Consider the following 26,763-nt stretch of genomic DNA (forward strand, 5'->3'; position numbering starts at 1 on the left):
ATCCCGAGTGTAACGAAGGATCTCCTGAGCGTGGTATTGTGCCTGCATTTGGAGATCCTTCACTGCGTTCAGGATGACGAAGGTCTTTCGTCATCCCGAGTGTAACGAGGGATCTCCTGAGCGTGGCATTGTGCCTGCATTTGGAGATCCTTCACTGCGTTCAGGATGACGAAACTCAATCGTCATCCCGAGTGTAACAAGGGAACTCCTGAACGTGGCATTGAGCCTGCATTTGGAGATCCTTCACTGCGTTCAGGATGACGAAGGTCTTTCGTCATCCCGAGTGTAACGAGGGATCTCCTGAACGTGGCATTGTGCCTGCATTTGGAGATCCTTCACTACGTTCAGGATGACGAAACTCAATCGTCATCCCGAGTGTAACGAGGGATCTCCTAAACGTGATGCGGAGCCTATATTTGGAGATCCTTCACTGCGTTCAGGATAACGAAGGTCTTTCGTCATCCCGAGTGTAACGAGGGATCTCCTGAACGTGGCATTGTACCTGCATTTGGAGATCCTTCACTGCGTTCAGGATGACGTCACTTCGATGTCTATAAGGCTTCAAATATCGCAGCGGCTCCCATACCCGTACCTATGCACATAGTTACCATACCATAGCGACCTTTGGTTCTTCTCAATCCGTGCAGTAGTGTAGCTGTCCTGATTGCTCCTGTAGCTCCCAGAGGATGTCCTAAAGCAATAGCGCCACCTAGCGGATTCACCTTATCTCCAGGCAAATCAAGTTCCTTCATTACGGCTAAAGCCTGAGCAGCGAAAGCTTCATTAAGTTCTATCCAATCAAGCTGATCAAGTGTAATTCCAGCACGTTTTAGAGCAATAGGAATTGCTTTGATAGGTCCTATCCCCATAATTTCAGGAGGAACTCCTGCGACAGCGAAACTCAATAAACGACCCATAGGTTTCAGATTATATTGTTTTAATGCTTCTTCACTTGCTAATAATGCAATTCCTGCACCATCACTAGTCTGAGAACTGTTTCCTGCTGTTACTGTTCCTCGTGCAGCAAAAACAGGTCTTAGTTTGGAAATAACTTCATAAGAAGTATCCGCTCTAGGTCCCTCATCCAGACTGATCAGTTTTTTCTTAACGGTTACCGAGGATGTGTTAAGATCGGCGTGTCTTACAGTAATTTCCATCGGGCTAATTTCAGCTTCAAAATCACCTCGTTGTTGAGCTGCAACTGCTTTTTTATGACTCGCAGCAGCAAATTCATCTTGTTGCTCACGTGATATTTCCCAGCGTTTCGCTACATTCTCGGCGGTAATACCCATACCATACGCGATTGCAATGTCCTCATTATTAAAAATCACTGGATTTGCAGTATATTTATTGCCCCCTAAAGGAACCATGGACATACTTTCAACACCACCGGCTAAAGCTAAATGCATATCCCCATTACGAATGGATGCAGCTGCAGTAGCAATACTCTGTACCCCAGAGGAGCAAAAACGATTAATGGTCATCGCTGGTGTGGATTGAGGCAAATCAGCCAATAAAGCAGCGATACGGGCGACATTCATTCCCTGCTCAGCTTCTGGCATGGCACAACCTATTACAACATCCCCGATTTCCTGCCAGTCTACAGATTGATGCCTGTGAGTTAAACATTTAATCGTATGTGCTAACAAATCATCGGGTAAAGTGTGACGAAAAACGCCTCTTGGTGCTTTGCCAACCGGAGTGCGCAATACATCTACTATATATACATTGGTCATTATTAAATCTCCTTCCTTAATTGCGCAGTGGTTTACCAGTCTCTAACAAATGACTGATCCTTGCCTGAGTTAATGGGGTGTCAGCCAGAGTGATAAACGCCTGACGTTCCAATTTCAGAATCCACTCTTCATTGACCAGTGTTCCTTGATTCACATCACCACCACAAATCACTTTGGCTAATTCGTTTGCAAGGAAATAGTCATGTTTGGAGATAAATCCACCTTCTAGCCAATTAACCAATCCCGCTTGCAATCGGGCATGACCTTCAATACCAGCCACTTTAAAATGCTTGCTGAGTACGGGAAGGTAACTTGCTGCCTGCATGGCTTTGACTTTAGCCAATGCTGCAAATAACACTTCATCAGCATGCATTAATACAGAATCGGAATGGCGTAAATACCCCATCTGCATGGCTTCTGCAGCACTACCAGCGACTTGAGCGGTTGCAATCTGTTGATAATAAGGTTGAATAAAAGTCATCAAATCAGCCTGTTGTGCATGATTAGCAGCACGCAATGCCATTTCTTTACATCCGCCACCAGCAGGAATGACGCCTACCCCCGCCTCAACCAGACCAGGATAAGACTCAAAGGCGGCCACAACCGCATCACAATGCATCATCAGCTCACAACCGCCACCTAAAGCTCTACCCCTCAATGCGGCAATAGTGGGTATCGAACTGTACTTCAAACGCATGGCTACGCGTTGAAATTGAGCAATCATATTATCCAGGGCCTGAATTCTGCCTTCCTGAATTAACATTGAAACACCACGTAAATCAGCCCCGGAACAAAAATTGGAGGCATCACTCTGATGTATAATGAGTCCCTGGCATTGTCGCTCGGCAATTTCCAGTGCAGCTTCCAAACCATCAAGAACGGATTGCCCTACCGTATTCGCCTTACTTTTAAAATTAACTACTGCCACATCGTCTTTAAGATGCCACAAACATACGCCTTCATTTTCATAAATGATATTGATAGGATAAAGGGATTCTTTTAATACCCGATCATGGAAAAACTGACGTTGATAAACCGGCAATGAGCTTCGAGGTTGATACTGATTATGTTGTGGTGAATAAGCACCTTCCTGAGTGTAAAACGATTTAATTTCTTTCAGCCAATCAGGTAATTTCACATTATTTAACGATGAATTAGATTGAATTGATTGATTAATATAATCGGTCATCTTACGTATATCAGCTAATTGCCAAGTTTCGAAAGGTCCCTGCATCCAGCCAAAACCCCAACGAATTGCTAAATCAACATCTCTGACATTATCAGCAATTGATTCCAGATGATAAGCGCAGTAATGAAATAAATCTTTAAAACAGGCCGCTAAAAATTGAGCTTGTTTATTGGATGATGAGATCAAGCTTTGCATGCGCGCAACGGGATCTATGATCTTCATAATCGCTTTCAACTCATCGCTAACTTCTGATTTTGAAGGAACGTAGGTACCGGATTTGATATCGTAAACTTCTATTATTTTACCATTTTTTCTATAAATACCCTGACCTGATTTTTGTCCCAAATGTCCGTCTTTGATTAATCCCAACAACCATTCAGGTAATTTAAAACTACCATGCCAAGGATCGTCTTTGAGCTGATGATGCATAGTATGAATAACGTGTTGCATGGTATCCAGACCGACAACATCCATGGTACGGAACGTTGCAGATTTTGGCCTGCCCAACAGCGGACCTGTAAGTGCATCCACCTCATCTAATCCCATATTCATCGCCATAGTGTGATGAAGTGTGGTTAGCAGAGAAAAGACACCGATACGGTTAGCAATAAAATTAGGAGTATCTTTTGCTCTTACCACTCCTTTACCTAAATGACTGGTTAACCAGGTCTCAAGATTGTCTAATAATTCCGGTGAAGTTGTACTTGCCGGAATGAGTTCCGCAAGATGCATGTATCGAGGAGGATTAAAAAAATGAACGCCGCAAAAATTGGCTCGATGTTGTTCGGGCAATACATCACATAAAGAATTAATGCTTAATCCCGAGGTATTGCTAACTAGAATTGCATGTTCTGCGAGGTAAGGCGATATTTTTTTATATAATTCTTCTTTCCAATCCAATCGCTCAGCGATTGCTTCAATAATCAAATCACATGCAGATAAATCAGCCAGATTATCCTTATAATTTCGTGCCTTTAAGTATGCAGCAGTTTGTGCTGTAGCAAGAGGCGCAGGTTTCAATTTACCCAAATTAGCAATCGCCTTGTCGATTAATCCATTAACAGGCCCCTCCTTTGTTGCTAAATCAAATAACAAAGTTTCTATTCCTGCATTAACACAGTGCGCAGCTATTTGTGCACCCATAACACCTGCACCCAGAACCGCGACTTTCTTGATGAAAAAAGGTTCCTGCATTATTATTTCCTCTTTATTGGTCATGAAATTTATAAAATCCCCGATTTGTCTATTATGTTACAGATTGTTATTTAGATAATTTATGTAGCTCCAGACAGGAGATACATACACAAGAAGTTACTTTTTATCGTAATTTCTCAATTAGTTCAGGATGACGTTATACCCAAGGAACACGTCATCCCAAGTGAAACGAGGGATCTCCTGAATGTCGAGCAGTGCCTGCATTTGAAGATCCTTTACTACGTTTAGGAGGAGAAATTCCCAAGGTGATTAGGATTACCTTTAACAGGAATTACTCATCCCATGGTTCGCGGACATTCTCAGGACAAATTAAACCGAATGCCTTGAGCCAAAGGTAATTCATCACCCCAGTTAATCGTATTGGTTTGACGTCGCATATACGCTTTCCATGAATCAGAACCTGATTCCCTACCACCACCAGTTTCTTTTTCACCGCCAAAAGCACCACCGATTTCAGCTCCGGACGTACCAATATTAATATTGGCAATTCCGCAATCACTACCCCAAGCGCTTAAGAAACGTTCAGCATTTTTCAGATTTTGCGTAAATAATGCAGATGATAGTCCCTGAGGAACACCATTCTGAAGAGCTATTGCTTCATCTAAGGAACGATAAGACATCACATATAGAATAGGTGCAAAAGTTTCTTCCTGCACAATATCCCAATGATTTTTTACATCACAGACTAAAGTAGGCTGGACAAAGGAGCCGGCTTGTTTTATCACATCACCACCAAACACAATCTGGCCGCCTGCTTCCTTGATCCTGGAAACAGCATTTTTGAATTGCTCCACTGCATTCTGATCAATCAAAGGCCCCATTAAATTTCGACTGTCTAAGGGATCCCCAATAGTGATCTGTTCGTATGCGTGTTGTAATCTCTTGATTACGTTCTGATACTGAGACTCATGGACAAACAAACGTCGCGTAGAAGTACACCGTTGACCTGCTGTGCCTACTGCTCCAAACACAATCCCAGGAATTGCTAAATGAAGATCCGCTGATTCATCCAGAATAATCGCGTTATTTCCGCCCAGTTCCAAAATTGTTTTACCCAGTCGCGCGGCAACTTTAGCTGAAACCTGTTTCCCTACAGCTGTAGAACCTGTAAAAGAAATTAATGGAATTCGTGAATCATCTACCATGGCCTCAACCACATCGTGTGACTCAGGGATAACAAGACTGAAGATCTCGGGGCAGTTATTTTGTCTCAAAACGTTATTGCATATATGCTGAACAGCCACAGCACAAAGTGGTGTTTTAGCGGAAGGTTTCCAGATGGTAACATTTCCGCATATAGCGGCTAAAAACGCATTCCACGACCAAACAGCAACTGGAAAATTAAATGCAGAGATAACTCCAATAATTCCGTAAGGATGCCACTGTTCATACATTCGATGATTAGGTCGTTCTGAATGCATGGAATTTCCGTACAACATTCTGGATTGACCCACTGCAAAATCGGCAATGTCAATCATTTCCTGAACTTCACCATCCCCTTCTTGTTTCGACTTACCCATTTCAAGTGAAACCAGACTGCCTAAGCTGTCTTTATGTTCTCTCAAAGCCTGACCAATTTGACGAATGATTTCGCCTCGTTTGGGTGCAGGAACTTTTTTCCAGGCTTCTGCTGCCTGTTGTGCGCGTATCATTACTTGCTCATAATCTTCCATAGTGCACGTGGCAATATCAGCCAATTTAGCTCCATTTGCAGGACAAAATGAGGATAAAGTATGATGATGGGGCGCACTCTGCCAACCCTGGCCGCTAAAGGCACCAGGGTTCACTGCTTTAATGTTTAATTGTTGTAATAATTCCATGGAGAGCTCCTAAGCGTAGTATTTACCAAAGCGATTATTTAATACTTTGTCCAGATGGAATTCTTCCTGTAAAATAAGTCCTTTATACTCATTTTCCTGTCCCAAGACCAAATCAACCACTGCGCAAATACCTGAAGCGGTACTTACTTGAATAGCGGACCACTCCAAACCACGAATGGTTTCAGGATACACTTTTTTGACATAACTTTTTTCTGTTAGCTCACCCTGTTTAATACCCTCAACAGTAACGTAAACGATAACAATATCCTGATAGGTTTTAGGTATAGCATTTTCCAGAATACGTTTTAAAGTAGATCGATCTTCATTTAATCGTAAATCATTCATTAACAGACGCATTTTTTCACAATGCCCAGGATATCGCATTGTCTTATAGTTCATGGATTGAACTTTGCCTGAATAGAGCTCACCCAAACTTCCTAGACCTCCTGAAGTATTGAATGCCTCATATTCACAACCATCTATTTGAATTGCTTCCAAACCCTCAAGTGGAGCCATTACAACGGCCTTGCCACCCTCAATTCCATAACATGGGTTTCCGTACTCATTAATTACCCCGTCAGTAGACCAGGTTAATGAATAATGAAGCGCATTATTTGCTCTTTGAGGAAGTGCGCCTACTCTCAATTTAGCATGATGGCACTGTTCAAATTCCTGCATTAGAGTGTTCGCTGCAATACTGATAAAACCAGGAGCTAGACCGCACTGTGGAACAAATGCAGTTTCAGAATGTTCTGCAATGGCTTTAACGGCTTCGGTAACCGCTGTATCTTCAGTTAAATCAAAATAATGAGCTTTAGCAGCTTTTGCGGCGAGCGCCACATGAGTGTTTAAAAAATACGGCAAACTGGAAATGACCGCAATTATATTATGTTTTTCTAAATAGGCTTGAGTGGATTGTTCATCTTTAACATCCAATGCAACCGTTTTAATTTCAGGCAATGCAGCTAATAACCTTGTAACATCAGAGCCATTAAAATCCACATCCGCCAAATGAACTTGATAAGAACCGCTATCTGCTAATAAACATGCAATCAAGCTACCTATCTTCCCAGCACCAGTAATCATTACGTTGTACATACAATCCCTCTCCTTTGTAAAACGAGATTATCCTACACAAAATAGAACTAATTTGATAGACAGAAAAGACAAAATCCATGCACAAATGCAAAAAAATTCCTTTCAATATGAGCTGTTTCATCCCTTCTCATTCCATATAACTTGACCTTAAAGGCGTAGTCATTTATCTTGACTGCTTTGATCACTATGATTAGTTCATGAAGCCAGCTGCTCTAACCAACTCCTTATCAATGGATTCATCAATCCGAATAAACCAATTGACCTATCTTTTTGTATTTTTTGCAGGCCTGTTGGGTCCTCTGGGTTTTGCTCCATTCCATATGCCAGGACTAACCATTATAAGTTTGGCACTTTTATTTTCATCAGTTCTCAACTGCACCAAAAAGCAAGGCTTTATGCTAGGTTTTCTATTTGGATTAGGTTATTTTGGTTTTGGAGTTTCATGGGTTATTGTCAGCATCCATGATTACGGTCAATTAAATTATGTTCTTGCCGGAATAACTACTCTAGCCTTTATCGCATACCTCGCTCTATTCCCCGCTCTAGTAGTCTGGTTCTTCAAAGTACTTGATCTGGCACACTATAAACTGTTTACCCTATTGTTGTTCAGCACTTTATGGTGTTTGAGCGAATTTGTACGATCCTCATTATTCAGTGGTTTTCCCTGGTTGATTGCCGGTACTACGCAAATCGATACACCGCTAAAATATCTCGCGCCCATTATTGGTTTGCAAGGTTTAAGTTTTATTTGCGTCTTCCTTGCCTGCCTGTTAACCGTTGGAATCCGTGAACACTCAATCAGACGATTTTACTATCTTTGCGCTTTTGTATTGATCCTTATCATTCCTACTGCAGGACAATACGTTCAATGGACACAGGTTAAAAATGATCCTGTTTCTATAGGTGTTATTCAGGCCAATCTGTCTATGCGTGATAAATGGGACGAACAGTTATTTTGGCAACTTTTAAAATATTATGAAGAAACCACCGATAAGCTTTTGGGGAAACAATTAATTATTTTACCTGAGTCAGCAATACCTTTACCAGCGAGCTATCTGGAAGATTATTTGGATAGGTTGCATGAAAAAGCATTAAAGGCGAAAAGCTCCCTAATTCTTGGAATTTTACAACCAACGGATACCAATGAAACTCACTACTATAACTCGATTATAAGTTTAGGCACCGCTCGCGGAGAACATGTCAAAAATCAATTGGTTCCATTTGGTGAATACATACCCAAACCATTTGTTGCAATTAACCGATGGATGAACTTACCAGAACCCAATATTTTGCCAGGAAAACCGCATCAACCATTAATTAACATCGCAAATCACCCTATTGCCAGTTTAATTTGTTATGAAATTGCTTATCCCAATATCGTGAGACTACAAATGCCGCTGGCACAATGGATCGTTTCAATTAGCGACAACGGCTGGTTTGGTCGTTCACTTGCCAGTTATCAGCAATTACAAATGGCACAAATGCTTTCATTACTTACAGGAAGATTTCAGGTTGTAGTGAATAATGATGGATTATCTTCTGTAATCAATAATCAGGGAGAGGTTCTTGATAGCTTGCCGCCTTTCAGTTCAGGGATTCTACAAAGTGAGATTTTTCCTGCAGTTGGCACAACCCCATGGGTTCTTTGGTATGAGTACCCCGTGCTAATAATATGCGCATTAATACTTGTTTTTGCACTATTTTTACAGGTTAGACGATTAACTAAGCAATAATCTATTGCTGGCGAGGACAAGAGGGGTTATCCTAAGCGCTTTACAGTCACTTATTTAATTGGACTATGGATAATACCTATAAACCCCAAGAAGTTGAAGAACAAGCTCAACAATATTGGCATAAAAAACAATCATTTAACGTAACCGAAGATTTAAACAAAGAGAAATTTTATTGTTTATCTATGTTCCCCTATCCTAGCGGAACCTTGCATATGGGGCACGTTCGCAATTACACCCTGGGAGATGTTATAGCACGCTATCAACGAGCCCTGGGTAAAAACGTCCTTCAACCAATAGGATGGGATGCTTTCGGTCTTCCTGCTGAAAATGCGGCAATTAAAAATGGAATCCCGCCAGCGGTGTGGACCAAAAAAAATATTGCGGCAATGAAAGAGCAATTTTTACGATTAGGTAACGCATACGACTGGAAGCGTGAATTAACTACTTGTGATCCAGAGTACTATCGCTGGGAACAATGGTTTTTCATTCGATTGTTTGAAAAAGGCTTAGTTTATAAGAAAAATGCCGTTGTAAACTGGGATCCAGTTGATCAGACTGTTTTAGCTAACGAACAAGTCGTTGATGGTCGAGGCTGGAGATCCGGTGCCTTGGTTGAGCGTAAAGAAATATCTCAATGGTTTATTAAAATCACTTCCTACGCAGACGAGTTGCTGAGTTCTCTGGATACTCTGGATGAGTGGCCTTCTCAGGTTAAACAAATGCAACGTAATTGGATCGGTAAATCCATTGGAACTGAAATCTATTTTCATGTAAATAATTATCCAAAACGCTTAAAAATATATACTACTCGACCCGACACATTGATGGGAGCAACGTACCTTGCAGTTGCTACCGATCATCCTTTAGCAAAGGAAGCAGCAACTCACAATGAAGAGGTTAAAGCATTTTTAGACAGTTGCCAGGGAACAAAAATGGCGGAAGCAGAACTGGCTACCATGGAAAAACGTGGCATTGATACAGGAATGACTGCTGTCCATCCGATAACAGGTAAAGATATTCCTGTATGGGTTGCCAATTTTGTGCTAATGCAATACGGCTCAGGAGCTGTAATGGCCGTACCGGCTCATGATCAACGTGACTGGGAATTTGCCCGTAAATACAAACTTCCGATTACCGAAGTAATTAAACCCGAGCAGGATAAAAAACATGATCTGACTCAGTCAGCTTATACCGGTGAAGGAATATTAATTAATTCAGGGCAATTCGATAAATTACATTCTTCCCAGGCCATAGAATCAATTACTCAATTCCTGGAAACACATGAAGCAGGTAAAGCGACAATTAATTACAGGCTTCGAGATTGGGGTGTGTCCCGACAAAGATATTGGGGTACTCCTATCCCAATGATACTCTGTGAACAATGTGGTGTAGTTCCAGTTCCTGATGAGGAACTCCCAGTAACTTTACCAGAAAATGTTGAATTTACGGGTGCAGGCTCGCCTCTTGCTCAATGCCCTGACTTTGTCAACGTTACCTGTCCTAAATGCGGACAGGACGCAATGCGAGAAACCGATACATTTGACACCTTCGTTGAATCATCATGGTATTATGCTCGCTTCGCCTGTAAAGGTCAGGAAAGCGCCATGCTTGACGACCGTGCCAAATACTGGACTCCAGTTGATCAATATATTGGTGGAATAGAACATGCGGTCATGCATTTACTTTATGCGCGTTTTTTCCATAAACTCATGCGTGATGAAGGTCTGGTGAATTCAGATGAACCGTTTAAAGCCCTGCTCACTCAAGGTATGGTGTTAAAAGACGGGCATAAAATGTCTAAATCTGTTGGTAACGTGGTTGATCCCAATAACCTCATTGATACCTATGGTGCAGATACAGCTCGCCTGTTTGTGATGTTTGCAGCGCCTCCAGAACAATCTCTGGAATGGTCCGATACTGCAGTTGAAGGAGCGCACCGCTTTCTCAAACGAGTGTGGGCATTTGCTCATCAGCACGTCAATTTATTCATCGATATTAATGATATTATTCTAAGTGGCAATGGAATTATCGATTGGCAAAAAACTGAAAATCGTTTGAAAAAATCACGACATGTGGTGCATCAAATTCTGGCTCAAGCAAATAATGACTACGAGAGAAATCAATTTAATACAGTCGTTTCCGGGTGCATGAAATTGTTTAATGAAATTTCAGGCTATACCATAGAAACTGAAGAAGATAAGTTTTTTATCCATTCAAGTATGAGCATTTTGCTTAAATTGTTAGCCCCAATAACACCCCATATCTGTCACCATATTTGGCAACAACTGGGATTTGAAAAAGCAATTATCGATGCGCCATGGCCTAAAGTTGACAAAGGTGCGTTAAGAACAGAAGAAGTGGATTATGTGGTTCAGGTAAACGGCAAACTGAGAGCGCAATTTACCGCGAGCGCTGAAGCTTCAGAAGAGGAGTTAATTGAGGCAGCCAAGAAACACGCTCACAGTTTCCTGGAGAACCTCAGCATCAAGAAGGCTATAGTTGTTTCACACAGACAATTAATTAATTTGGTTGTTGGTTAATGAAAGCAAATTATTTTATAACGTTGCTTTTAGTACTTCTTTTATCCGCTTGTGGATTTCATTTGCGCGGGATAATTGATATTCCTGAATGGCTCAACAATGTATCCATTGTCTCCAGGGATGGAGATAAAGATCTGATCTCAAAAATGAAAACGCAACTGGAAGGATATAAAATAAATGTAAATCCTGATCCAGCAAGCGCCAAATACTGGCTGATTATTAATAAATCTAATGTGCATCAACAAATCATCAGCATTGGCGCCAGCACCAACCCAAGACAATATCAGTTAATAATGACCACTCTATTTTCGCTGCAAACACCAAAAGGTCAAATTATTAAAGCACCAAAACAAGTAATGGTCACTCGACAACTCACTGTAAACAATAACCGAATTTTAGGTTCAAATGAGGAAGAAACTATTTTATTAAATGAGATGCATCAAGACACGGTCATCCAAATTCTTAATCGGATAAGCCACAAATAGTTGAATACATTTGTTTGATTATTCACAATCAAACGAGATAAATGTGATTGTGTACTTTATCATTATGAGTAGACTGAATAGACTACAAACAGAGCCTTGATTAAAATGATGAATGGGGCAAACAAAAAATACCATGCAAATAAAACATCAATTGCTTATACAACAAATCCAGAAAAGACTTGACCCTATCTATGTATTAGTAGGCCAGGATAATTATCTTATTGAAGAGTCATTGAATATTATCAAGTCATCGATCAAAAAAGTGCATGATTATGAGGAAAAAATTATATCCGTTCAGTCTACAGAAGACTGGAATACCATTCTGGAAGAAGCAAACAGCTACTCATTATTTTCCGATACTATTGTACTCAATATTCTCTATGATAAAAAATCCATAGATGCTGCTGGAAAAAAAATCCTGACTCAATACCTGAACTCAATCAATTCTCGTTGCTTTATAATTATCAGAGCCCCAAACGTCCCAACAAAACAATTAGCCTGGCTATCCAATCATAATCACGTCATGGTAGTAGTAGCCTATCCATTAAGCTCTGAAGCAATGAAAAGCTGGATTCAATCACGATTCAAATTGAATTCATTGAATAGTACTCCTCAAATAGCCGACTTAATTTACCAATATACTCAAGGTAATATGCTTGCTTGTGCACAGGTCATTGAAAAAATTGCATTAAGTAATCCTCCCGGTACTCAGATTACAACTCAATTGGCATTAGAGCACTTATTCGATCAGTGTGATTACTCTCTGTATGAGCTGGTGGATGCATGTCTGCTAGGACAAGCGGATAAGGCAATACAAATACTGAGACAAGCGGTGAACAATAAATCTGAACCCACGTTAATTTTATGGATGCTTACCCAGGAGATAAGATTATTGCTCCAGCTATCCTATTTAGTTCGGCTTGGAACGAATATAAAAAACGCCTGTAGTGAATTAAAAATATGGCCTCAGCGAGTCAATTTCTACCAACTGGCCATCAAACGGTTTGATGAGACTCATTTACAGCAGCTGCTTTATTATTGTAAAAATATTGATGAACAGATCAAATCCAGTTTAAATAATCAGGTATGGAACTCCCTGGAACAACTGACCCTGTCTCTTAGTTTAGGAAAGCAATGCATAGTATAGCGATCTTGGGCGGGACCTTTGATCCTGTTCATAATGGACATATTCAAACAAGTATTAGGTTACAGACCTATTTTAAATTCGATGCCTATTACTTTTTACCATGCAAAATACCTACAATCAAACCCCCTGCACAGGCAAACAATGAGCACAGGGTAGAAATGCTTAAGCTGGCTATACAAAACCTTCCCTGTTTTGATATTGATTTACGTGAAATCAAACGTGACTCACCTTCTTACATGGTTGAAACCTTACAAAGTTTCAGAACGGAGTATCAACAGGCATCAATTAACCTGATCATAGGATATGATGCCTTTCTTTCCTTGCCTCAATGGCATCAATGGACCAAAATTATTGAATTAGCCAATCTGGTGGTAATTAACAGGGATCAATATGTGCAAAACCTCGTACCAGAAGCGATTAAGCATCTTCTGACAAGCCACAGAAATGATACAAAAGAACGATTATTAAATAGCAAAGCCGGTATCATTTGTTTTTTTGATGCAGGAAATTATGCAGTATCGTCAACTGATATACGCAACAAACTAAAAAATAATCAGGATGTTACAAATGATCTGCCTAAAGAAGTTTATGAATACATTAAGTCGTGGGAACTGTATCAATAATATTTTCAGTTGTATCGACTGCTTTAACCTGTTTAATAAATTCAGGTAAATGCGAATAGAGCAATGAAACAACCGGATCAAAACGAGCATAAAGTTTTGAATCATTTGAATACTGCTGGTAAGGTAAAGAAGTCATTTTAACTGCAACCATAATCAGCGCTACAATAAATACTCCACGGACAAATCCAAATCCCATACCCAAAGTTCTGTCTGTACCGCTCAATCCTGCACGTTTTAAAATAAAACTGAGTATGGCATTAATCACGCCGCCCACAAATAACGTTGCAAACATGATAATAATAAAGGCAATTGCCGTTCGTGCTGATTGTTCCTGTATGTAGGATTGAAGCCAGGGATCCAGGCTTTGCGAATAGTTAATTCCTAACCATATCGCTAAAACCCAGACACATAATGCGACGAGCTCTTTTACAAAGCCTCGAAATAAGCCAGTCAATACTGATAAACCAATAACAGAAATGATGGCAATATCAACCCATTGAAGTTGCATGGTTAACTAACTCCGGTGTTCACAATGAAGCCATTTAACTGCATGGCGCTGGCTAATTGATTTTTTAATTTCATGACATCGAGTTTACTTGGTGAATGTCCAACATACACTTTATAAAAGGCGCCATTCCGATTGGAGCTCTTTACAAAGTTAGCTTTATAGCCTTTGGTTTGCAAACGTTTTACCAGTGATTGCGCATTGGATATTTGTGTAAATGATGCCAATTGAAGGGCGTAAACATCTTTTTTATTTGCGGGATTGTATTTGGCTTTGGTAACTGAAGCAACTTTCGTCGATTTGGGTATGGTTTTATTCCTTGATGCAACTACAGGCGCTTTACTTCTAGGCTTTACAGACGCCGCAGCTACAGTCTGCTTCACTACAGTTTGTTTTGTTATGGTCTGTTTTGCAGTCGATTTAGCAGCCTGGTTTAATGCAAGTTGGACTGGCTCAGATTTTAAATCAGATTCATTTTTTGCGACAGAAGCAGCTCTGTTCGAAGAAATCATATCTGATTTAATCGGTTCTGCCCTAACCAACTCAGGTAACTGACTCTCTTCTGACACTGCAGGGATTTTAACTTTAGCTACCTTGATTGTTTTGAATACGTCTTGTTCATTTGTAGAAACCACATCAGGCACTAATGGCTTTGGTGGTAATTTGATATTAACACTGTAATTATTTTCAAGGTTTTGGCTGGATTTTTTCAGAACAGCAGGTGCGAATATAGCTCCTAATGAAATAATAACGGCCAAACCAATCAAACGATGTTTAAGTTTCTCATCCATTACCAGTTTCATTGTATCTCCTTCTGCTCCAAAATGTTATGTTGGGCAGCCATTACCTGACTAACCGTAAAAAATGACCCATAAACAACAATTAAGTCTCCAGCTTCAGCCTGATTCAAAGCCTGTTCAAAGGCAAGAAGTGGTGTATTATAGCAAACATCCACAATTATTTCCGCACCTTTAAATTGCGCCAAAAGCAAATCAGCGCTAGCAGCGCGTTTGTTATCTAATTGTGCAGGATACCATCGATCAACACAATCCCTTAGAGGAAAAATTAACCCAAAAATATCTTTATCCTTCAACGCGGAGAACACTGCATGCACCCTGGTATTGGTATCCAGTTGTTTCATTCTATCTGCCAAAAGCCTTGCAGACTGAGGATTATGCGATACATCATATAAAATACGGACACTGCCCCTTTGTTGTAGCTGTAATCTACCGGGTAGAAACACTGTCTTCATGGCGGCGCGATATTGTTCATGTGAAACAGGTAGATCGTCTTCCAACAATAAACAGGCACTAATCGCAGCAGATGCAGATTTTAATTGGATACACGGTATAGGCAGTTCACTAATGGTTCTACCCATAAAATTCAAGCTCCAATTAGACTCATGACGTTGAAATGAAAAATTCCTTGAGTACAAAAAGGTGGGCGAATCAAAATCTTTAGCGACATTGAGAATACTTGCTGGAGGATTCTCATCCGCATAGACAAAAGGTTTCTTCGGTCGCAAAATACCGGCTTTTTCATATCCGATGGCGTCTAGAGTTGTACCTAAAAACTCTTGATGGTCATAATCGATGGTAGTAATAACCGCCAAATCTGCATCAAGGATATTAGTTGCATCCATTCGACCGCCTAGTCCCACTTCAAGAATCAGAACATCCAGTTTGTTATTTTTGAAATACCATAATGCAGCCAGCGTCGTCATTTCAAAATAAGTCAGATTGACTTCTCCACGCCCCTCTTCAATAACACAAAAAGCATGACACAACTCATTATCCGGAATCGGCTTTAAATTGACTCGAATTCGTTCATTGAACTGAAGGAGATGAGGCGAGGTATATGCCCCGACTCTATACCCTGCGGTATGATAAATCGTTTCAAGCGCAGTTACTGTTGAACCTTTGCCATTAGTACCTGCGACAGTAATTATTTTACAGTCTGGAGCTAGAAGATTTAACTTTTTTGCTACGGCCTTGATACGAGTTAATCCAAGTTGGATTTCCTGAGTATGTCGGGACTCCAGACTGCTTAACCAGTGATTTAAATCCCACTCACTCAATGGATTGTGCAAAATAGTTCCCCAAGCTTCTACCAGTCAGTTTGGCTACTAATTCTGAAATGGTTGAACGCAGATGTTTCCGTTCAACAATCATATCAATATGCCCATGCTCTAATAAAAACTCACTCCGTTGAAATCCTTCGGGCAATGTTTGTCTCACGGTCTGTTCAATAACTCTGGGGCCTGCAAAACCAATTAACGCATTCGGTTCGGCAATAATCACATCACCAAGACTAGCAAAGCTGGCAGAAACACCTCCCATAGTTGGATCGGTCAATACAACAATAAAGGGTAATCCGGTTTCAGCGAATTTCGCCAAAGCTGCAGAGGTTTTAGCCATTTGCATTAAAGAAAATAAACCTTCTTGCATTCGAGCACCACCACTTGCGGTAAAACAGATGTAAGGTCTTTTTTCCTGGGTAGCAATATTAATGGCTCGAACAAATTTTTCACCAACGGTTGCCCCCATGGAGCCACCCATAAAATTAAATTCAAAAGAACTGACAACAACGGGTTGTTGAGACAAAGATCCCTTAACGACAACAAGGGCTTCTTTTTCGCCAGTAGCCTTTTGAGCTTGTGAAATTCTGTCTTTATATTTTTTAGAATCCCTGAACTTTAATCTATCCTGTGGTTCAAGATTGGCCGCAATTTCTTCCTGCCCCGCTTCATCTAAAAATTGAGAAATCCGTACACGCGCTGATATGCGGTGATGAAAATTGCATGATGGGCACACCATTAGATTTTTGGCCAGCTCGGTACTGTAAAGAACTTCATTACATCCCGAACATTTAACCCACAATCCTTCAGGAACCCCTTTTTTTTGTGAGGTTTCAGTACGTACCCTTGATGGTAATAGTTTTTTAAACCAGCTCATAAATTAGAACCTATATAGTGAATCGATTATTATTATACACAAAACAGAAGATATTCTTAACTAGTCATGTTATCCCTTCTTCACCCGGATATGAATAACCGCTTCAAAGGTATAAAACATCCAGAAACTGCCCCTCATTACATCATATTAATGATGCCGCATTTTCTCATTATTAATGATTTAAATCTACCCAAAGCATACCAGGTATGATTTTTAATTCACCATGAACAAAATTATAACATACTCATTTTATTAATCATTTTTTTGTATTTTCCAAAAAAATGTACTAAGGACGCTAAAGTTATTTGTCACTTTTCCGATAACAAAAGTGGGTACGGTAAATTCGCAATAAAAATAATGAATTTATCGAACAATAACCAAGGATTCAGGTCTGAGGAGACTAAAATCATGGCTCAAGTAATAAATACAAACGTAGCGTCGTTGACATCCCAACGGAATTTGGGAGTTTCAGCGAATGCAATGCAAACATCGATTCAGCGGTTATCATCTGGTTTTAGAATTAACAGTGCTAAGGATGATGCTGCCGGTTTGGCAATTTCTCAACGTATGACTGCTCAAATTCGTGGTATGAATCAGGCCGTTAGAAATGCTAATGATGGTATCTCTCTGGCTCAGGTAGCTGAAGGAGCAATGCAGGAAACCACGAACATTCTGCAACGTATGCGCGAATTGTCAGTACAGGCTGCTAACTCAACAAACAACTCATCTGACCGCTCATCAATTCAAAGTGAAGTATCACAATTACAAAGTGAATTGAATCGTATTTCAAATAATACGGAATTTAACGGGCAAAGAATCCTGGACGGTTCATTTACCAATGCCAGTTTCCAGGTTGGTGCTAACGCAAACCAAACGATTAGTTTCAGTATCGGCAGTATTAAAGCGTCCTCTATAGGCGGTATTGCAACTGCAACAGGTAATGAAGTTTCTGCAGCAGCAGCTACTGACATCACTATTGCTTTAGGTGGTGGAGCAGCTTCTACAATCAACTCATCTGCTGGATTCGCAGGAGTACTTAACGGACAAGACGGTACTTCTGCATATGCTAAAGCAGCTGCAATTAATTCTGCGGGTGTTGCTGGATTATCAGTAACTGCCTCTACTACAGGCACGCAAGCTGTTGGTGCTATAGGTGGTACTGCAGCTGATACCTATAACCTGACTCTTAATGGTGTTGCGATATTTACTGGTCAGGATGTCTCTACAGCAATGAGCAATACGACCCTTCGTGATGCAATCAATGGTGTGAGCGATCAAACTGGTGTTACCGCATCGCTGAATGGTGGTAACTTGACTTTAAACGCAGCCGATGGTCGTAACATTACTGTAACTGAAAGTGGTACAGGCTTTACTGCAGGTACTGACGGTATAACAGTTACTGGTGGTGATTTCGATGGCGTATTACGAGGAAAGTTGTCTGTGAGCGCCACTGATACGATTAATATTGGCGGTACAGTTGCTACTTTGGGTCTGAATGCTGCGATTGCTAAAGACTCTCTTGGAATAGACACTGTGGATGTCAGTACTGCTGCTGGTGCGCAAACTGCTATTAAGCGTATTGACGCAGCATTAAACAGTGTTAACGCAAACCGCGCCAGTATGGGTGCTTTGCAAAACCGATTTGATTCTACTATTGCCAACCTACAAAACGTATCAGATAACTTGTCTGCTGCTCGCAGCCGAATTCAAGATGCTGACTACGCTGCTGAAATGGCCAATTTAACCAAGAACCAAATCTTGCAACAAGCTGGTACAGCAATGCTGGCTCAAGCGAACAGCATGCCACAATCTGTTTTATCATTGTTAGGTCGCTAGGATGTAACAATTGAGGTGTAGCTGTTGCTACACCTCAATTTGTTTATACCCCCAAAGCTATTTGGGTATAAAGGAGTATGATATGAATATTGAACCAACACCTTCAGTCAATCAAATGACCCAGACTGAATCAATAAAAGACGCCGATGAAGTCAATAAAATTGAACATCAAAGCACTATAGATTCCGTGCTGGATGCTGAAACAAAGCAGACATTGGACGAGGCTACAGGATTGATCCAGACAATTGTTTCAGACAAACTATCGGACAAAGTAATTCGTAAAATGCCATCTGATGAATACTTGCATTTATTAAGTTTGCTTGATGAAATTATTAGTGGTTCTATAGATAAGCACGTTTAATAAATGGACCTGTTTGATGAGGCTGAATAATTAAAACAATAATTTAAATAAGGGAATATATGAGTTTATCATCACCAGGTGTGGGATCAGGGCTTGATGTAAAAACCTTAGTGGATGCTTTAGTAAAAGCCGAAATTACTCCTGCGCAAGCACGACATGACAAACAGTTAACTAACGTAACCACTGAATTATCCGCCATAGGACAATTGAAAAGTATTTTATCAAACCTTCAATCCTCTTTGACCAAATTATCTGACTTAAGTCAGTTCTATAATATGAAATATTCGATGAGCGACCAGGATTATTTTTCAACTAATATAACACCCCAAGCGACTAAGGGATCGTATCAGATTGAAGTTCAAAAAATGGCGCAACAACAAAGTCTTGCGAGCAACTATTTAACGAATACGGGCAGTGGTACTCTGACGATTAACTTTGGTACTTATAATAACGATAAAACCGTATTTACTCCCAACGCAACAGCCACTCCCGTATCAGTTACTATTGCACCGGGCAGCGATAGCCTTGTCGCTGTAAGGGATGCAATTAATAATGCCGGTTCTTCAGTTACAGCAAGCATAGTTCAGGACACGCTCGGATCCCGACTCACCCTGACTTCGTCAAAAACTGGTGAAAATTATGCGATGAAAATCAGTGGAGGAATTACTGCGTTAAATTATGATCCTACTACGGGGGTCAATTCTTTAACAGAAACAATAGGTGCTCAAAACAGTACGGTCAAAATTAATGGATTAGTACTGAACCAAAGCAGTAACCAGTTGCAGGATGCCATATCGGGTGTCACGCTCAACTTGAAAAAAGCCGAGATTGGAAAAATTATCACGTTAACGGTGGATGATAATAAGGATCAGTTAACCAGTTTAATGAATGATTTTATTAAACAATACAACGACAGCATGACCTTCCTGACCAATTTGACTGGATATAATTCTGGAACAAAGCAAGGTGGTGTATTTCAGGGCGATCCGCAGTTTCGAAACCTGAAGCTTAATCTCAACAGATGGGCCACCAGCCCGATCACCAATGGAAGCAGCCCAATTAAATCTCTGGCTGATTTAGGTATTACTTCCAATAAACAGGGTTTATTAGAACTTAATCAGGATAAATATAAAAAAGCCCTTGATAACAATTATAAGGACATAGGTTCCTTGTTTGCAAAAACAGCAACTGCAACTGATACGAACATTAGAATCAAATCAATTAATACAAAAGTAAAAGCCGGCTCCTATGATGTAGCCCTGACTGAATTCACACCGGGTGTAAGTATGTCAGGAACCATTGGCTCTCTTCCGGCGAATTCCGCAGATGGCGTCACTTTGAAAGGCACTGGCGCACTTGATGGATTATCAGTCAACATCCTGTCCGGTTCTACAGGAGCACGTGGTCAGGTAGTAGTAACCGATGGAATTGCTGTATTAATGAATTCCTTTTTGGACTCGTACATGAGCTCCAAAGGGGATTTGAATATTAGAACAGAACAATTAAATAACCAGGTGAAACAATTAGGAAAATTTCAGGATGGAATCGATACACGCAGTAACTCCATTCAAGCCAGGTATTTAAAACAATTTACCGCCCTGGATCAGTTACTCTCACAACTTCAAAATACCAGTGGCTTTTTGACCCAACAATTAGCCAATTTACCGCAATTAAAAATAAAATGAGACTATACTTATGAAAAATCCATATACGCAAGTTTCAAATCAATATAAATCAATAGAACTTCAAACTCGTATTGATACAGCATCCCCACATGAACTTATTGAGCTATTGCTTCAAGGAGCACGCTCACATATCGCCACTGCCCAGGGAAATATCCAAAGAAATCAGATTAAGGATAAGGGAGAACACATTGGGAAAGCGATCAGTATTGTAGAGGGTTTAAAATCAAGTTTAAACCAGGATCAAGGCGGTGAAATCGCAGTAAACCTCCTTAAAATATACGACTATATCCAGCATATATTGTTAAAAGCCAACTTGAATAACGATGAAGATTTATTAGCTCAATCCAATATGTTACTCGCAGAAATACACCAAGCCTGGCAAGCAATTAATTCAAATGCAGAAACCCCTGAAATCAGGAAATAAATTGTATAATTTTGTTAAGTAAATATACTTTTTGCCGCTATACAAGATACGATGAATAAAAATTGAAATCATTATGAATAAAATTTTGATATCAATAGCCGCATTTATAGGGTTCATGCTGAATGTTCAAAACAGCTTTGCCTATGTTCGTTACGGTGAAACTTTATGCAATAAGCCGGATTATTTTTGTATGAAAATCAAAAATGGGGAAAACTGGGAAGAATTATTCCCCAATATTGAAGAACGAGATATAGTCCGACGCATTAATCGAATGAACATTAGCTTAAAACCAGGAATGATTATCGCTATTCCTAAAAACATAGAACGTCTAACCATATACGATGTATCCCCTTTCCCCCGTTATATAGAATCTGATGGTGAAAAAACCATCTATGTAAGTCAAAAAAAACTGGCATGGGGAGCTTATGATGAAGACGGTGAATTACTCTGGTGGGGACCTATTTCTTCAGGAATAGGTCAATGTAAAGTCGCAGGGGGATGTGGTACCCCAACGGGATCATTTCGAATTATTAGAAAACAGGATATAGATTGTGTGTCTACAGTGTTCCCCCGAAGAGCAAATGGGGAAAGCGGAGGCGCCTTAATGCCCTATTGCATGCACTTCTTTAGAGGTTTTGCATTACACGGCAGCTATGATGTTCCTGGCTACAGAGCAAGTCATGGTTGCGTTCGAATGTTCATTGAAGATGCTCGATGGCTCAACGAAGAGTTTATTGATTTGCCTGGAGGAGGAATGAAAGGAACACGCGTTGTTCTTGATGCTCCAGATGACCCTAACGAACAATAAGTGGTTAAATTCAACTCAATAGACAAATTATAAACAAACTGGTACTATTTTAATAAGTGATATTTACCTGTTTGTATGCTAACTTATAAAGTTGACTTTGTGATTAAAAAAACTGCACTTTTGACGGAGCGCCAAGGGATCTTATAACCCCGTCGTTTATCGATTGTTTTTCGTCTGTAATTCTCGCAAAATCAAATTACCTGGGTAAATCTGGAGAACTATAAAATAATGGCTCATTATAATACACAGTCAAAATCTATGCAGACAACGACTATCCAATCATTGATGCCCTGGATGGTATGGGGTCTAGGATGCATGTTTTATTTTTATGAGTGCCTGTTACAAGTTTCCCCCAGTGTCATGAGCAATGAATTAATGAGAGATTTCTCAGTCACCAGTCATACCTTAGGTATTTTATCAGGAATTTATTTTTACTCTTATGCTGCAATGCAATTACCCGGTGGTGTATTAATGGACTATTTTGGTCCTCATCGCCTTCTTACTCTGGCTACGGTAGTCTGTGCATTAAGTACCATTGCTTTTGGCATGACCGATAATTTTTTTATGGCCTGTATTGCTCGCTTAATGATTGGCTTTGGTTCTGCTTTCGCAGCTGTTGGTACAATGAAGTTAGCAGCTAATTGGTTCCCTGCACAAAAATTCGCATTATTAACAGGACTAATGGTCACTATAGGAATGTTAGGAGCCATAGGTGGAGAAGCGCCTCTTGCTCTGCTCATTGATAATTTTGGCTGGCGTCACAGCATGATCATCATGGGAACAATTGGATTACTCTTGGCTATTTTACTTATTTTAATCGCCAGAGATACACCTAAAAACTATACTCCTCCGATTCATCAACATCCTGTTGAAGAAGAAGAGCACTTATTACCCAGTTTGTTTGCCTTGATCAAAAACAAACAACTTTGGCTGGTAGCTACTTATGGTGGTCTGATGTACATGGCAACTCCAGTATTTTGTGGTCTTTGGGGAGTTCCTTTCCTGATGAACAAAATGTTAATTGCCAAATCTACTGCTGCCAACTATATCTCACTGGTATTTATCGGCTGGGCTATTGCCAGTCCGCTATGGGGAATATTCTCTAATCGCATCGGTCTGCGCAAACCACCTATGTATATCGGTTGTATCGGGGCATTAATCTGCTCAAGCCTCTTTATTTTTGCGCCGATCAGTTCATCACTAATGATGGAGTTACTGCTCTTTACTTTTGGTATTTTTTCCGCTGGCTTTCTGCCTGCATTCTCTGTGGCAAAAGAATTATGTAACAAGAAATACGTTGCGACAGGTCTCAGCTTTATGAATATGATGAATATGGTGGGAATTGCTCTGGCGCAACCACTGATAGGATATATTCTTGATAAAATGTGGCAAGGTGAAATGAGCGGTACAGTCCGGCTATATCCGCTTGCAGCTTATCACACGGCTTTGGCAATTCTGCCTTTTGGTATGATCATTGCGCTACTTATTTTACCAAAAATTAAAGAAACCTATTGCCAAAGTGTACATTAATGAAATAATACGGCGTTTTAAAAGTAGAATGAATATGGCTAAAAAATTATATATTAAAACCAATGGTTGCCAAATGAATGAATACGATTCATCAAAAATGGCAGAAGTCTTAATGGAATCTCATGGTTTGGTTAAGACAGATCAAGTAGACGAAGCGGACGTCATATTGCTGAATACCTGCTCTATTAGGGAAAAAGCTCAAGAAAAAGTATTTTCTCAATTGGGTCAATGGCGAGAATATAAAGCAAAAAATCCTCATGTCGTTATCGGTGTCGGAGGATGTGTTGCCAGTCAGGAAGGTGCTGATATTATCAAAAGAGCTCCCTTTGTTGATATTGTTTTTGGTCCTCAAACATTGCACAGGCTCCCTGCCCTGCTTAATGAACGTCTTGAAAAAAACAAATCGGTTGTAGATATCAGTTTTCCTGAAATTGAAAAATTTGATCATCTTCCTGCCCCTAGGGCTGAAGGTCCAACTGCATTCGTATCCATTATGGAAGGTTGCAGTAAATATTGCAGCTTCTGTGTGGTTCCTTACACTCGTGGTGAAGAAATCAGCAGACCGTTTGATGATGTGCTTGCCGAATGTTACCAGCTTGCGGCACAAGGAGTTAGAGAAATCAATTTACTGGGACAAAATGTAAATGATTATCGTGGAGTAATGGAACATGGTGAAACCGCCGATCTGGCTCTTTTAATTCATTATCTTGCTGCAATTGATGGAATAGGCAGAATTCGATTTACCACTTCTCATCCTTTAGCGTTTTCAGATAATCTAATCAATGCCTACGCTGAAGTTCCTGAGCTTGCCAATCACTTGCATCTCCCCGTTCAAAGCGGTTCCGATCGTATTTTAGGGTTAATGAAACGCGGTTATACAGCATTGGAATTTAAATCCAAAATTAGAAAATTACGCAAAGTTCGTCCTGATATCCGATTATCAACCGATATAATCGTTGGTTTTCCGGGTGAAACTGATAAAGATTTCCAGGACACTATGGATTTGGTTCATGAAATTGGTTTTGATACTTCCTTCAGTTTCATTTACAGCCCAAGACCGGGTACTCCGGCTGCAAATTTGCCTGATGACACCCCTCTGGACGTTAAAAAGCAACGCTTGCAAATACTGCAAAACCGATTGCTCATGAATGCTGCTCGATACAGTCAATCCATGATAGGAACTACACAGAGAATTTTGGTTACCGGATTTTCTAAAAAAGATAATAATCAGCTGGCCGGTCGTACTGAATGCAATCGTGTAGTCAATTTCGAAGGACCTGAACACCTCATTGGTCAATTTGTTGCACTACAGATTACTGATGCCTTGCCCAACTCGTTAAGAGGACGCCTAACTGAAGTTGAGATGCAACCAGCCTGATGATAGAACACATACAAAAACACATTAAAGTTCCTCGCGAGTACCACAGTCAACGTATCGACAGCGTACTCGCTCAATTGTTGCCCGATTATTCACGCTCTCAAATCAGCAACTGGATCAAATCGGGTGCTGTAACTTTGAATGACAGACCCTGCAAACCTAAAGATAAAGCTCTTGATGGTGATCTGATCGAAGTTCATGTTGATTTGAACACAATTGATACTGATTTTACTCAGTGCGAGCCGGAAGATATTCCGCTTGATATCATTTATGAGGACGAGGAGGTTCTGGTTCTGAATAAACCCGCTGGTTTAGTAGTACATCCGGGAGCCGGTAATAAAGAACACACTCTCGTCAATGCACTCCTGCATCATGCGCCAGACCTGCAGCATTTGCCTCGAGCAGGAATTATCCATCGTCTGGATAAAGATACAACAGGGTTATTAATTGTAGCTAAATCATTGACAGCACATACATCATTAATTCGTCAAATGCAGGCAAGAGATATAAAGCGTCACTACATCACTTTGGTATTGGGCCATGTTATATCCGGAGGCACTATTGATACAGGTTTTGGCAGACACCCCAGAAACCGCCTTAAAATGACAGTCACTGGACAAGGAAGACAGGCTATTACTCATTACACAGTCAAAAAACAATATAATGAGTTCACACTACTGGATGTCAGTCTGATGACAGGAAGAACTCATCAAATCAGAGTTCATCTGGCGTATATCAATCATCCTGTGGTTGGAGACCAGCTTTATAATGGGAGAATGAGATTTCCATTAAATGCCAGCGATCAATTACGAACGCAACTTCAGCAATTTAAAAGACAAGCTCTTCATGCCTGCTCCATTACATTTTGTCATCCCAAAACAGAAGAAGAATTGACATTTAAAGCACCCATGCCTGATGATTTTAAACTATTGCTTGAAACCCTGGATGAGCATTATGACTACTAAATTAGCCAATTGGTCCGCCCCTTTAAATATTTCAGCCTTGAGTACAACTCGTCTGTCAGGATATAGTTTGCCGCCTTATAATGAAAACAATCTTGGACTTCATGTAGGAGATGATCCTAATCATGTAATGAAAAACAGGCAGCAATTAAGAGAGCTGCTAAAACTACCGGAAGAACCTGTCTGGTTAGAACAAACACATAGCACAACATGCATTATTCCGGAAACAGACCTTAATCGATGTGCTGATGCAGCAATAACACGTTCTCCATTACATCCATTAGTCATTCTAACTGCAGATTGCCTCCCAATTACTTTGTGCAACATACAAGGTGATGAAATTGCAGCCATCCATGCTGGATGGAAGGGATTATTTAATGGTATCGTAGAAAATACTCTGGCTAAAATGAACAGCCATACTTCAGATGTACTGGCATGGATTGGGCCTGCAATTTGCCAAAATTGTTATGAAGTTGGAGATGAAGTATATCAATCCTTTACTGAGAAGTATCCATTAAGCCATGTGGCATTTAAATCCACTGGCAACAAATGGCTAGCAAACTTACCCAAAATTGCCAAGTTAATCCTCAATTTACATGGTGTAACGGCAGTTTATCAGTCGGATTTATGTACTTTTGAATTAAAAAATGACTTCTATTCCTATCGTAGACAGTCACAAACAGGTAGAATAGGTACCTTTATCTGGTTTAACGATCAACCTCGGGATGAATAAA

22 protein-coding genes are annotated in these 26,763 nt (G+C 40.3%); 14 read left to right on the forward strand and 8 right to left on the reverse strand.

What is annotated here, in order from left to right:
- Positions 1-551: 551 nt before the first annotated feature.
- The 4 genes from IZU94_RS13770 to IZU94_RS13785 form a co-directional block, all read right to left on the reverse strand.
- Complete coding sequence (locus tag IZU94_RS13770; protein WP_203111659.1) at positions 552-1,736, reverse strand: acetyl-CoA C-acyltransferase; 1,185 nt, start codon at positions 1,734-1,736, stop codon at positions 552-554.
- A 16-nt stretch (positions 1,737-1,752) separates the two neighbouring features.
- Complete coding sequence (locus tag IZU94_RS13775) at positions 1,753-4,119, reverse strand: 3-hydroxyacyl-CoA dehydrogenase/enoyl-CoA hydratase family protein (protein WP_203111661.1); 2,367 nt, start codon at positions 4,117-4,119, stop codon at positions 1,753-1,755.
- A 320-nt stretch (positions 4,120-4,439) separates the two neighbouring features.
- Entirely contained in the window at positions 4,440-5,960 is a 1,521-nt protein-coding gene (gene amaB, locus IZU94_RS13780; RefSeq protein ID WP_203111664.1) for an L-piperidine-6-carboxylate dehydrogenase, read from the reverse strand.
- Between the two features lie 9 nt (positions 5,961-5,969).
- Complete coding sequence (locus IZU94_RS13785; protein ID WP_203111677.1) at positions 5,970-7,058, reverse strand: saccharopine dehydrogenase family protein; 1,089 nt, start codon at positions 7,056-7,058, stop codon at positions 5,970-5,972.
- A 197-nt stretch (positions 7,059-7,255) separates the two neighbouring features.
- On the opposite strand from IZU94_RS13785, the gene lnt reads away from it, so the two are divergent.
- The 5 genes from lnt (at position 7,256) to nadD (ending at position 13,586) form a co-directional block, all read left to right on the forward strand.
- Positions 7,256-8,791 carry an apolipoprotein N-acyltransferase gene (lnt, locus tag IZU94_RS13790; protein ID WP_203111680.1) on the forward strand — a complete coding sequence of 512 codons (1,536 nt, stop codon included), beginning with the start codon at positions 7,256-7,258 and terminating at the stop codon, positions 8,789-8,791.
- A gap of 65 nt (positions 8,792-8,856) precedes the next feature.
- Positions 8,857-11,331 (forward strand): leucine--tRNA ligase, encoded by a 2,475-nt coding sequence (gene leuS, locus IZU94_RS13795; protein WP_203111690.1) that lies wholly within the window; start codon positions 8,857-8,859, stop codon positions 11,329-11,331.
- Positions 11,331-11,816 (forward strand): LPS-assembly lipoprotein LptE, encoded by a 486-nt coding sequence (locus IZU94_RS13800; RefSeq protein WP_203111693.1) that lies wholly within the window; start codon positions 11,331-11,333, stop codon positions 11,814-11,816. The genes leuS and IZU94_RS13800 overlap by 1 nt, the downstream gene beginning before the upstream one ends.
- Before the next feature lie 133 nt (positions 11,817-11,949).
- Positions 11,950-12,963 (forward strand): DNA polymerase III subunit delta, encoded by a 1,014-nt coding sequence (gene holA / locus IZU94_RS13805; RefSeq protein ID WP_203113339.1) that lies wholly within the window; start codon positions 11,950-11,952, stop codon positions 12,961-12,963.
- The gene (gene nadD, locus IZU94_RS13810; protein ID WP_203111696.1) at positions 12,951-13,586 is read left to right on the forward strand and encodes a nicotinate-nucleotide adenylyltransferase; all 636 of its coding nucleotides are present in this window, start codon (positions 12,951-12,953) and stop codon (positions 13,584-13,586) included. The genes holA and nadD overlap by 13 nt, the downstream gene beginning before the upstream one ends.
- Here nadD and IZU94_RS13815 read toward each other — a convergent pair.
- From IZU94_RS13815 to accD, 4 genes are read right to left on the reverse strand one after another with little or no spacing between them, the layout of a single operon-like run.
- A complete protein-coding gene (locus IZU94_RS13815; RefSeq protein WP_203111699.1) occupies positions 13,561-14,094 on the reverse strand; it encodes a CvpA family protein in 534 nt (177 codons plus the stop codon). The two genes, nadD and IZU94_RS13815, sit on opposite strands and share 26 nt — an antisense overlap.
- Before the next feature lie 2 nt (positions 14,095-14,096).
- Complete coding sequence (locus IZU94_RS13820; protein ID WP_203111703.1) at positions 14,097-14,894, reverse strand: SPOR domain-containing protein; 798 nt, start codon at positions 14,892-14,894, stop codon at positions 14,097-14,099.
- Positions 14,891-16,180, reverse strand: coding sequence for a bifunctional tetrahydrofolate synthase/dihydrofolate synthase (gene folC / locus IZU94_RS13825; protein ID WP_203111706.1), 1,290 nt, complete (start codon positions 16,178-16,180; stop codon positions 14,891-14,893). Before folC ends, IZU94_RS13820 begins: the two co-directional genes overlap by 4 nt.
- Entirely contained in the window at positions 16,161-17,045 is an 885-nt protein-coding gene (gene accD / locus IZU94_RS13830) for an acetyl-CoA carboxylase, carboxyltransferase subunit beta (RefSeq protein ID WP_203111709.1), read from the reverse strand. Before accD ends, folC begins: the two co-directional genes overlap by 20 nt.
- A gap of 408 nt (positions 17,046-17,453) precedes the next feature.
- On the opposite strand from accD, the gene IZU94_RS13835 reads away from it, so the two are divergent.
- From IZU94_RS13835 to pgeF, 9 genes are all read left to right on the forward strand, one after another.
- A complete protein-coding gene (locus tag IZU94_RS13835; protein ID WP_203111712.1) occupies positions 17,454-18,881 on the forward strand; it encodes a flagellin N-terminal helical domain-containing protein in 1,428 nt (475 codons plus the stop codon).
- An 82-nt stretch (positions 18,882-18,963) separates the two neighbouring features.
- The gene (locus IZU94_RS13840) at positions 18,964-19,242 is read left to right on the forward strand and encodes a flagellar protein FlaG (protein WP_203111715.1); all 279 of its coding nucleotides are present in this window, start codon (positions 18,964-18,966) and stop codon (positions 19,240-19,242) included.
- Between the two features lie 59 nt (positions 19,243-19,301).
- Positions 19,302-20,927: a flagellar filament capping protein FliD gene (gene fliD / locus IZU94_RS13845; RefSeq protein WP_203111724.1), complete on the forward strand. Its 1,626-nt coding sequence runs from the start codon at positions 19,302-19,304 to the stop codon at positions 20,925-20,927.
- Positions 20,928-20,937: 10 nt separating this feature from the next.
- Positions 20,938-21,351 (forward strand): flagellar export chaperone FliS, encoded by a 414-nt coding sequence (gene fliS, locus IZU94_RS13850; RefSeq protein WP_203111726.1) that lies wholly within the window; start codon positions 20,938-20,940, stop codon positions 21,349-21,351.
- Positions 21,352-21,424: 73 nt separating this feature from the next.
- On the forward strand, positions 21,425-22,159 hold the full coding sequence (locus IZU94_RS13855; RefSeq protein ID WP_203111728.1) for a L,D-transpeptidase: 735 nt from the start codon (positions 21,425-21,427) through the stop codon (positions 22,157-22,159).
- Between the two features lie 228 nt (positions 22,160-22,387).
- Complete coding sequence (locus tag IZU94_RS13860) at positions 22,388-23,689, forward strand: MFS transporter (RefSeq protein ID WP_203111730.1); 1,302 nt, start codon at positions 22,388-22,390, stop codon at positions 23,687-23,689.
- Positions 23,690-23,723: 34 nt separating this feature from the next.
- Entirely contained in the window at positions 23,724-25,067 is a 1,344-nt protein-coding gene (gene miaB, locus IZU94_RS13865; protein ID WP_203111733.1) for a tRNA (N6-isopentenyl adenosine(37)-C2)-methylthiotransferase MiaB, read from the forward strand.
- On the forward strand, positions 25,067-26,032 hold the full coding sequence (rluD, locus tag IZU94_RS13870) for a 23S rRNA pseudouridine(1911/1915/1917) synthase RluD (protein ID WP_203111736.1): 966 nt from the start codon (positions 25,067-25,069) through the stop codon (positions 26,030-26,032). Before miaB ends, rluD begins: the two co-directional genes overlap by 1 nt.
- On the forward strand, positions 26,022-26,762 hold the full coding sequence (gene pgeF, locus IZU94_RS13875) for a peptidoglycan editing factor PgeF (protein WP_203111747.1): 741 nt from the start codon (positions 26,022-26,024) through the stop codon (positions 26,760-26,762). The genes rluD and pgeF overlap by 11 nt, the downstream gene beginning before the upstream one ends.
- Position 26,763: the final 1 nt, after the last annotated feature.

This window comes from Legionella bononiensis, assembly GCF_016786215.1.
Classification (GTDB): Bacteria; Pseudomonadota; Gammaproteobacteria; order Legionellales; family Legionellaceae; genus Legionella; species Legionella bononiensis.

Coding starts and splice junctions, on each gene's coding strand:
- IZU94_RS13770 (WP_203111659.1), bottom strand. CDS start 1,736: ATGACCAATGTATATATAGTAGATGTATTGCGCACTCCGGTTGGCAAA.
- IZU94_RS13775 (WP_203111661.1), bottom strand. CDS start 4,119: ATGCAGGAACCTTTTTTCATCAAGAAAGTCGCGGTTCTGGGTGCAGGT.
- amaB (WP_203111664.1), bottom strand. CDS start 5,960: ATGGAATTATTACAACAATTAAACATTAAAGCAGTGAACCCTGGTGCC.
- IZU94_RS13785 (WP_203111677.1), bottom strand. CDS start 7,058: ATGTACAACGTAATGATTACTGGTGCTGGGAAGATAGGTAGCTTGATT.
- lnt (WP_203111680.1), top strand. CDS start 7,256: ATGAAGCCAGCTGCTCTAACCAACTCCTTATCAATGGATTCATCAATC.
- leuS (WP_203111690.1), top strand. CDS start 8,857: ATGGATAATACCTATAAACCCCAAGAAGTTGAAGAACAAGCTCAACAA.
- IZU94_RS13800 (WP_203111693.1), top strand. CDS start 11,331: ATGAAAGCAAATTATTTTATAACGTTGCTTTTAGTACTTCTTTTATCC.
- holA (WP_203113339.1), top strand. CDS start 11,950: ATGCAAATAAAACATCAATTGCTTATACAACAAATCCAGAAAAGACTT.
- nadD (WP_203111696.1), top strand. CDS start 12,951: ATGCATAGTATAGCGATCTTGGGCGGGACCTTTGATCCTGTTCATAAT.
- IZU94_RS13815 (WP_203111699.1), bottom strand. CDS start 14,094: ATGCAACTTCAATGGGTTGATATTGCCATCATTTCTGTTATTGGTTTA.
- IZU94_RS13820 (WP_203111703.1), bottom strand. CDS start 14,894: ATGAAACTGGTAATGGATGAGAAACTTAAACATCGTTTGATTGGTTTG.
- accD (WP_203111709.1), bottom strand. CDS start 17,045: ATGAGCTGGTTTAAAAAACTATTACCATCAAGGGTACGTACTGAAACC.
- IZU94_RS13835 (WP_203111712.1), top strand. CDS start 17,454: ATGGCTCAAGTAATAAATACAAACGTAGCGTCGTTGACATCCCAACGG.
- IZU94_RS13840 (WP_203111715.1), top strand. CDS start 18,964: ATGAATATTGAACCAACACCTTCAGTCAATCAAATGACCCAGACTGAA.
- fliD (WP_203111724.1), top strand. CDS start 19,302: ATGAGTTTATCATCACCAGGTGTGGGATCAGGGCTTGATGTAAAAACC.
- fliS (WP_203111726.1), top strand. CDS start 20,938: ATGAAAAATCCATATACGCAAGTTTCAAATCAATATAAATCAATAGAA.
- IZU94_RS13855 (WP_203111728.1), top strand. CDS start 21,425: ATGAATAAAATTTTGATATCAATAGCCGCATTTATAGGGTTCATGCTG.
- IZU94_RS13860 (WP_203111730.1), top strand. CDS start 22,388: ATGGCTCATTATAATACACAGTCAAAATCTATGCAGACAACGACTATC.
- miaB (WP_203111733.1), top strand. CDS start 23,724: ATGGCTAAAAAATTATATATTAAAACCAATGGTTGCCAAATGAATGAA.
- rluD (WP_203111736.1), top strand. CDS start 25,067: ATGATAGAACACATACAAAAACACATTAAAGTTCCTCGCGAGTACCAC.
- pgeF (WP_203111747.1), top strand. CDS start 26,022: ATGACTACTAAATTAGCCAATTGGTCCGCCCCTTTAAATATTTCAGCC.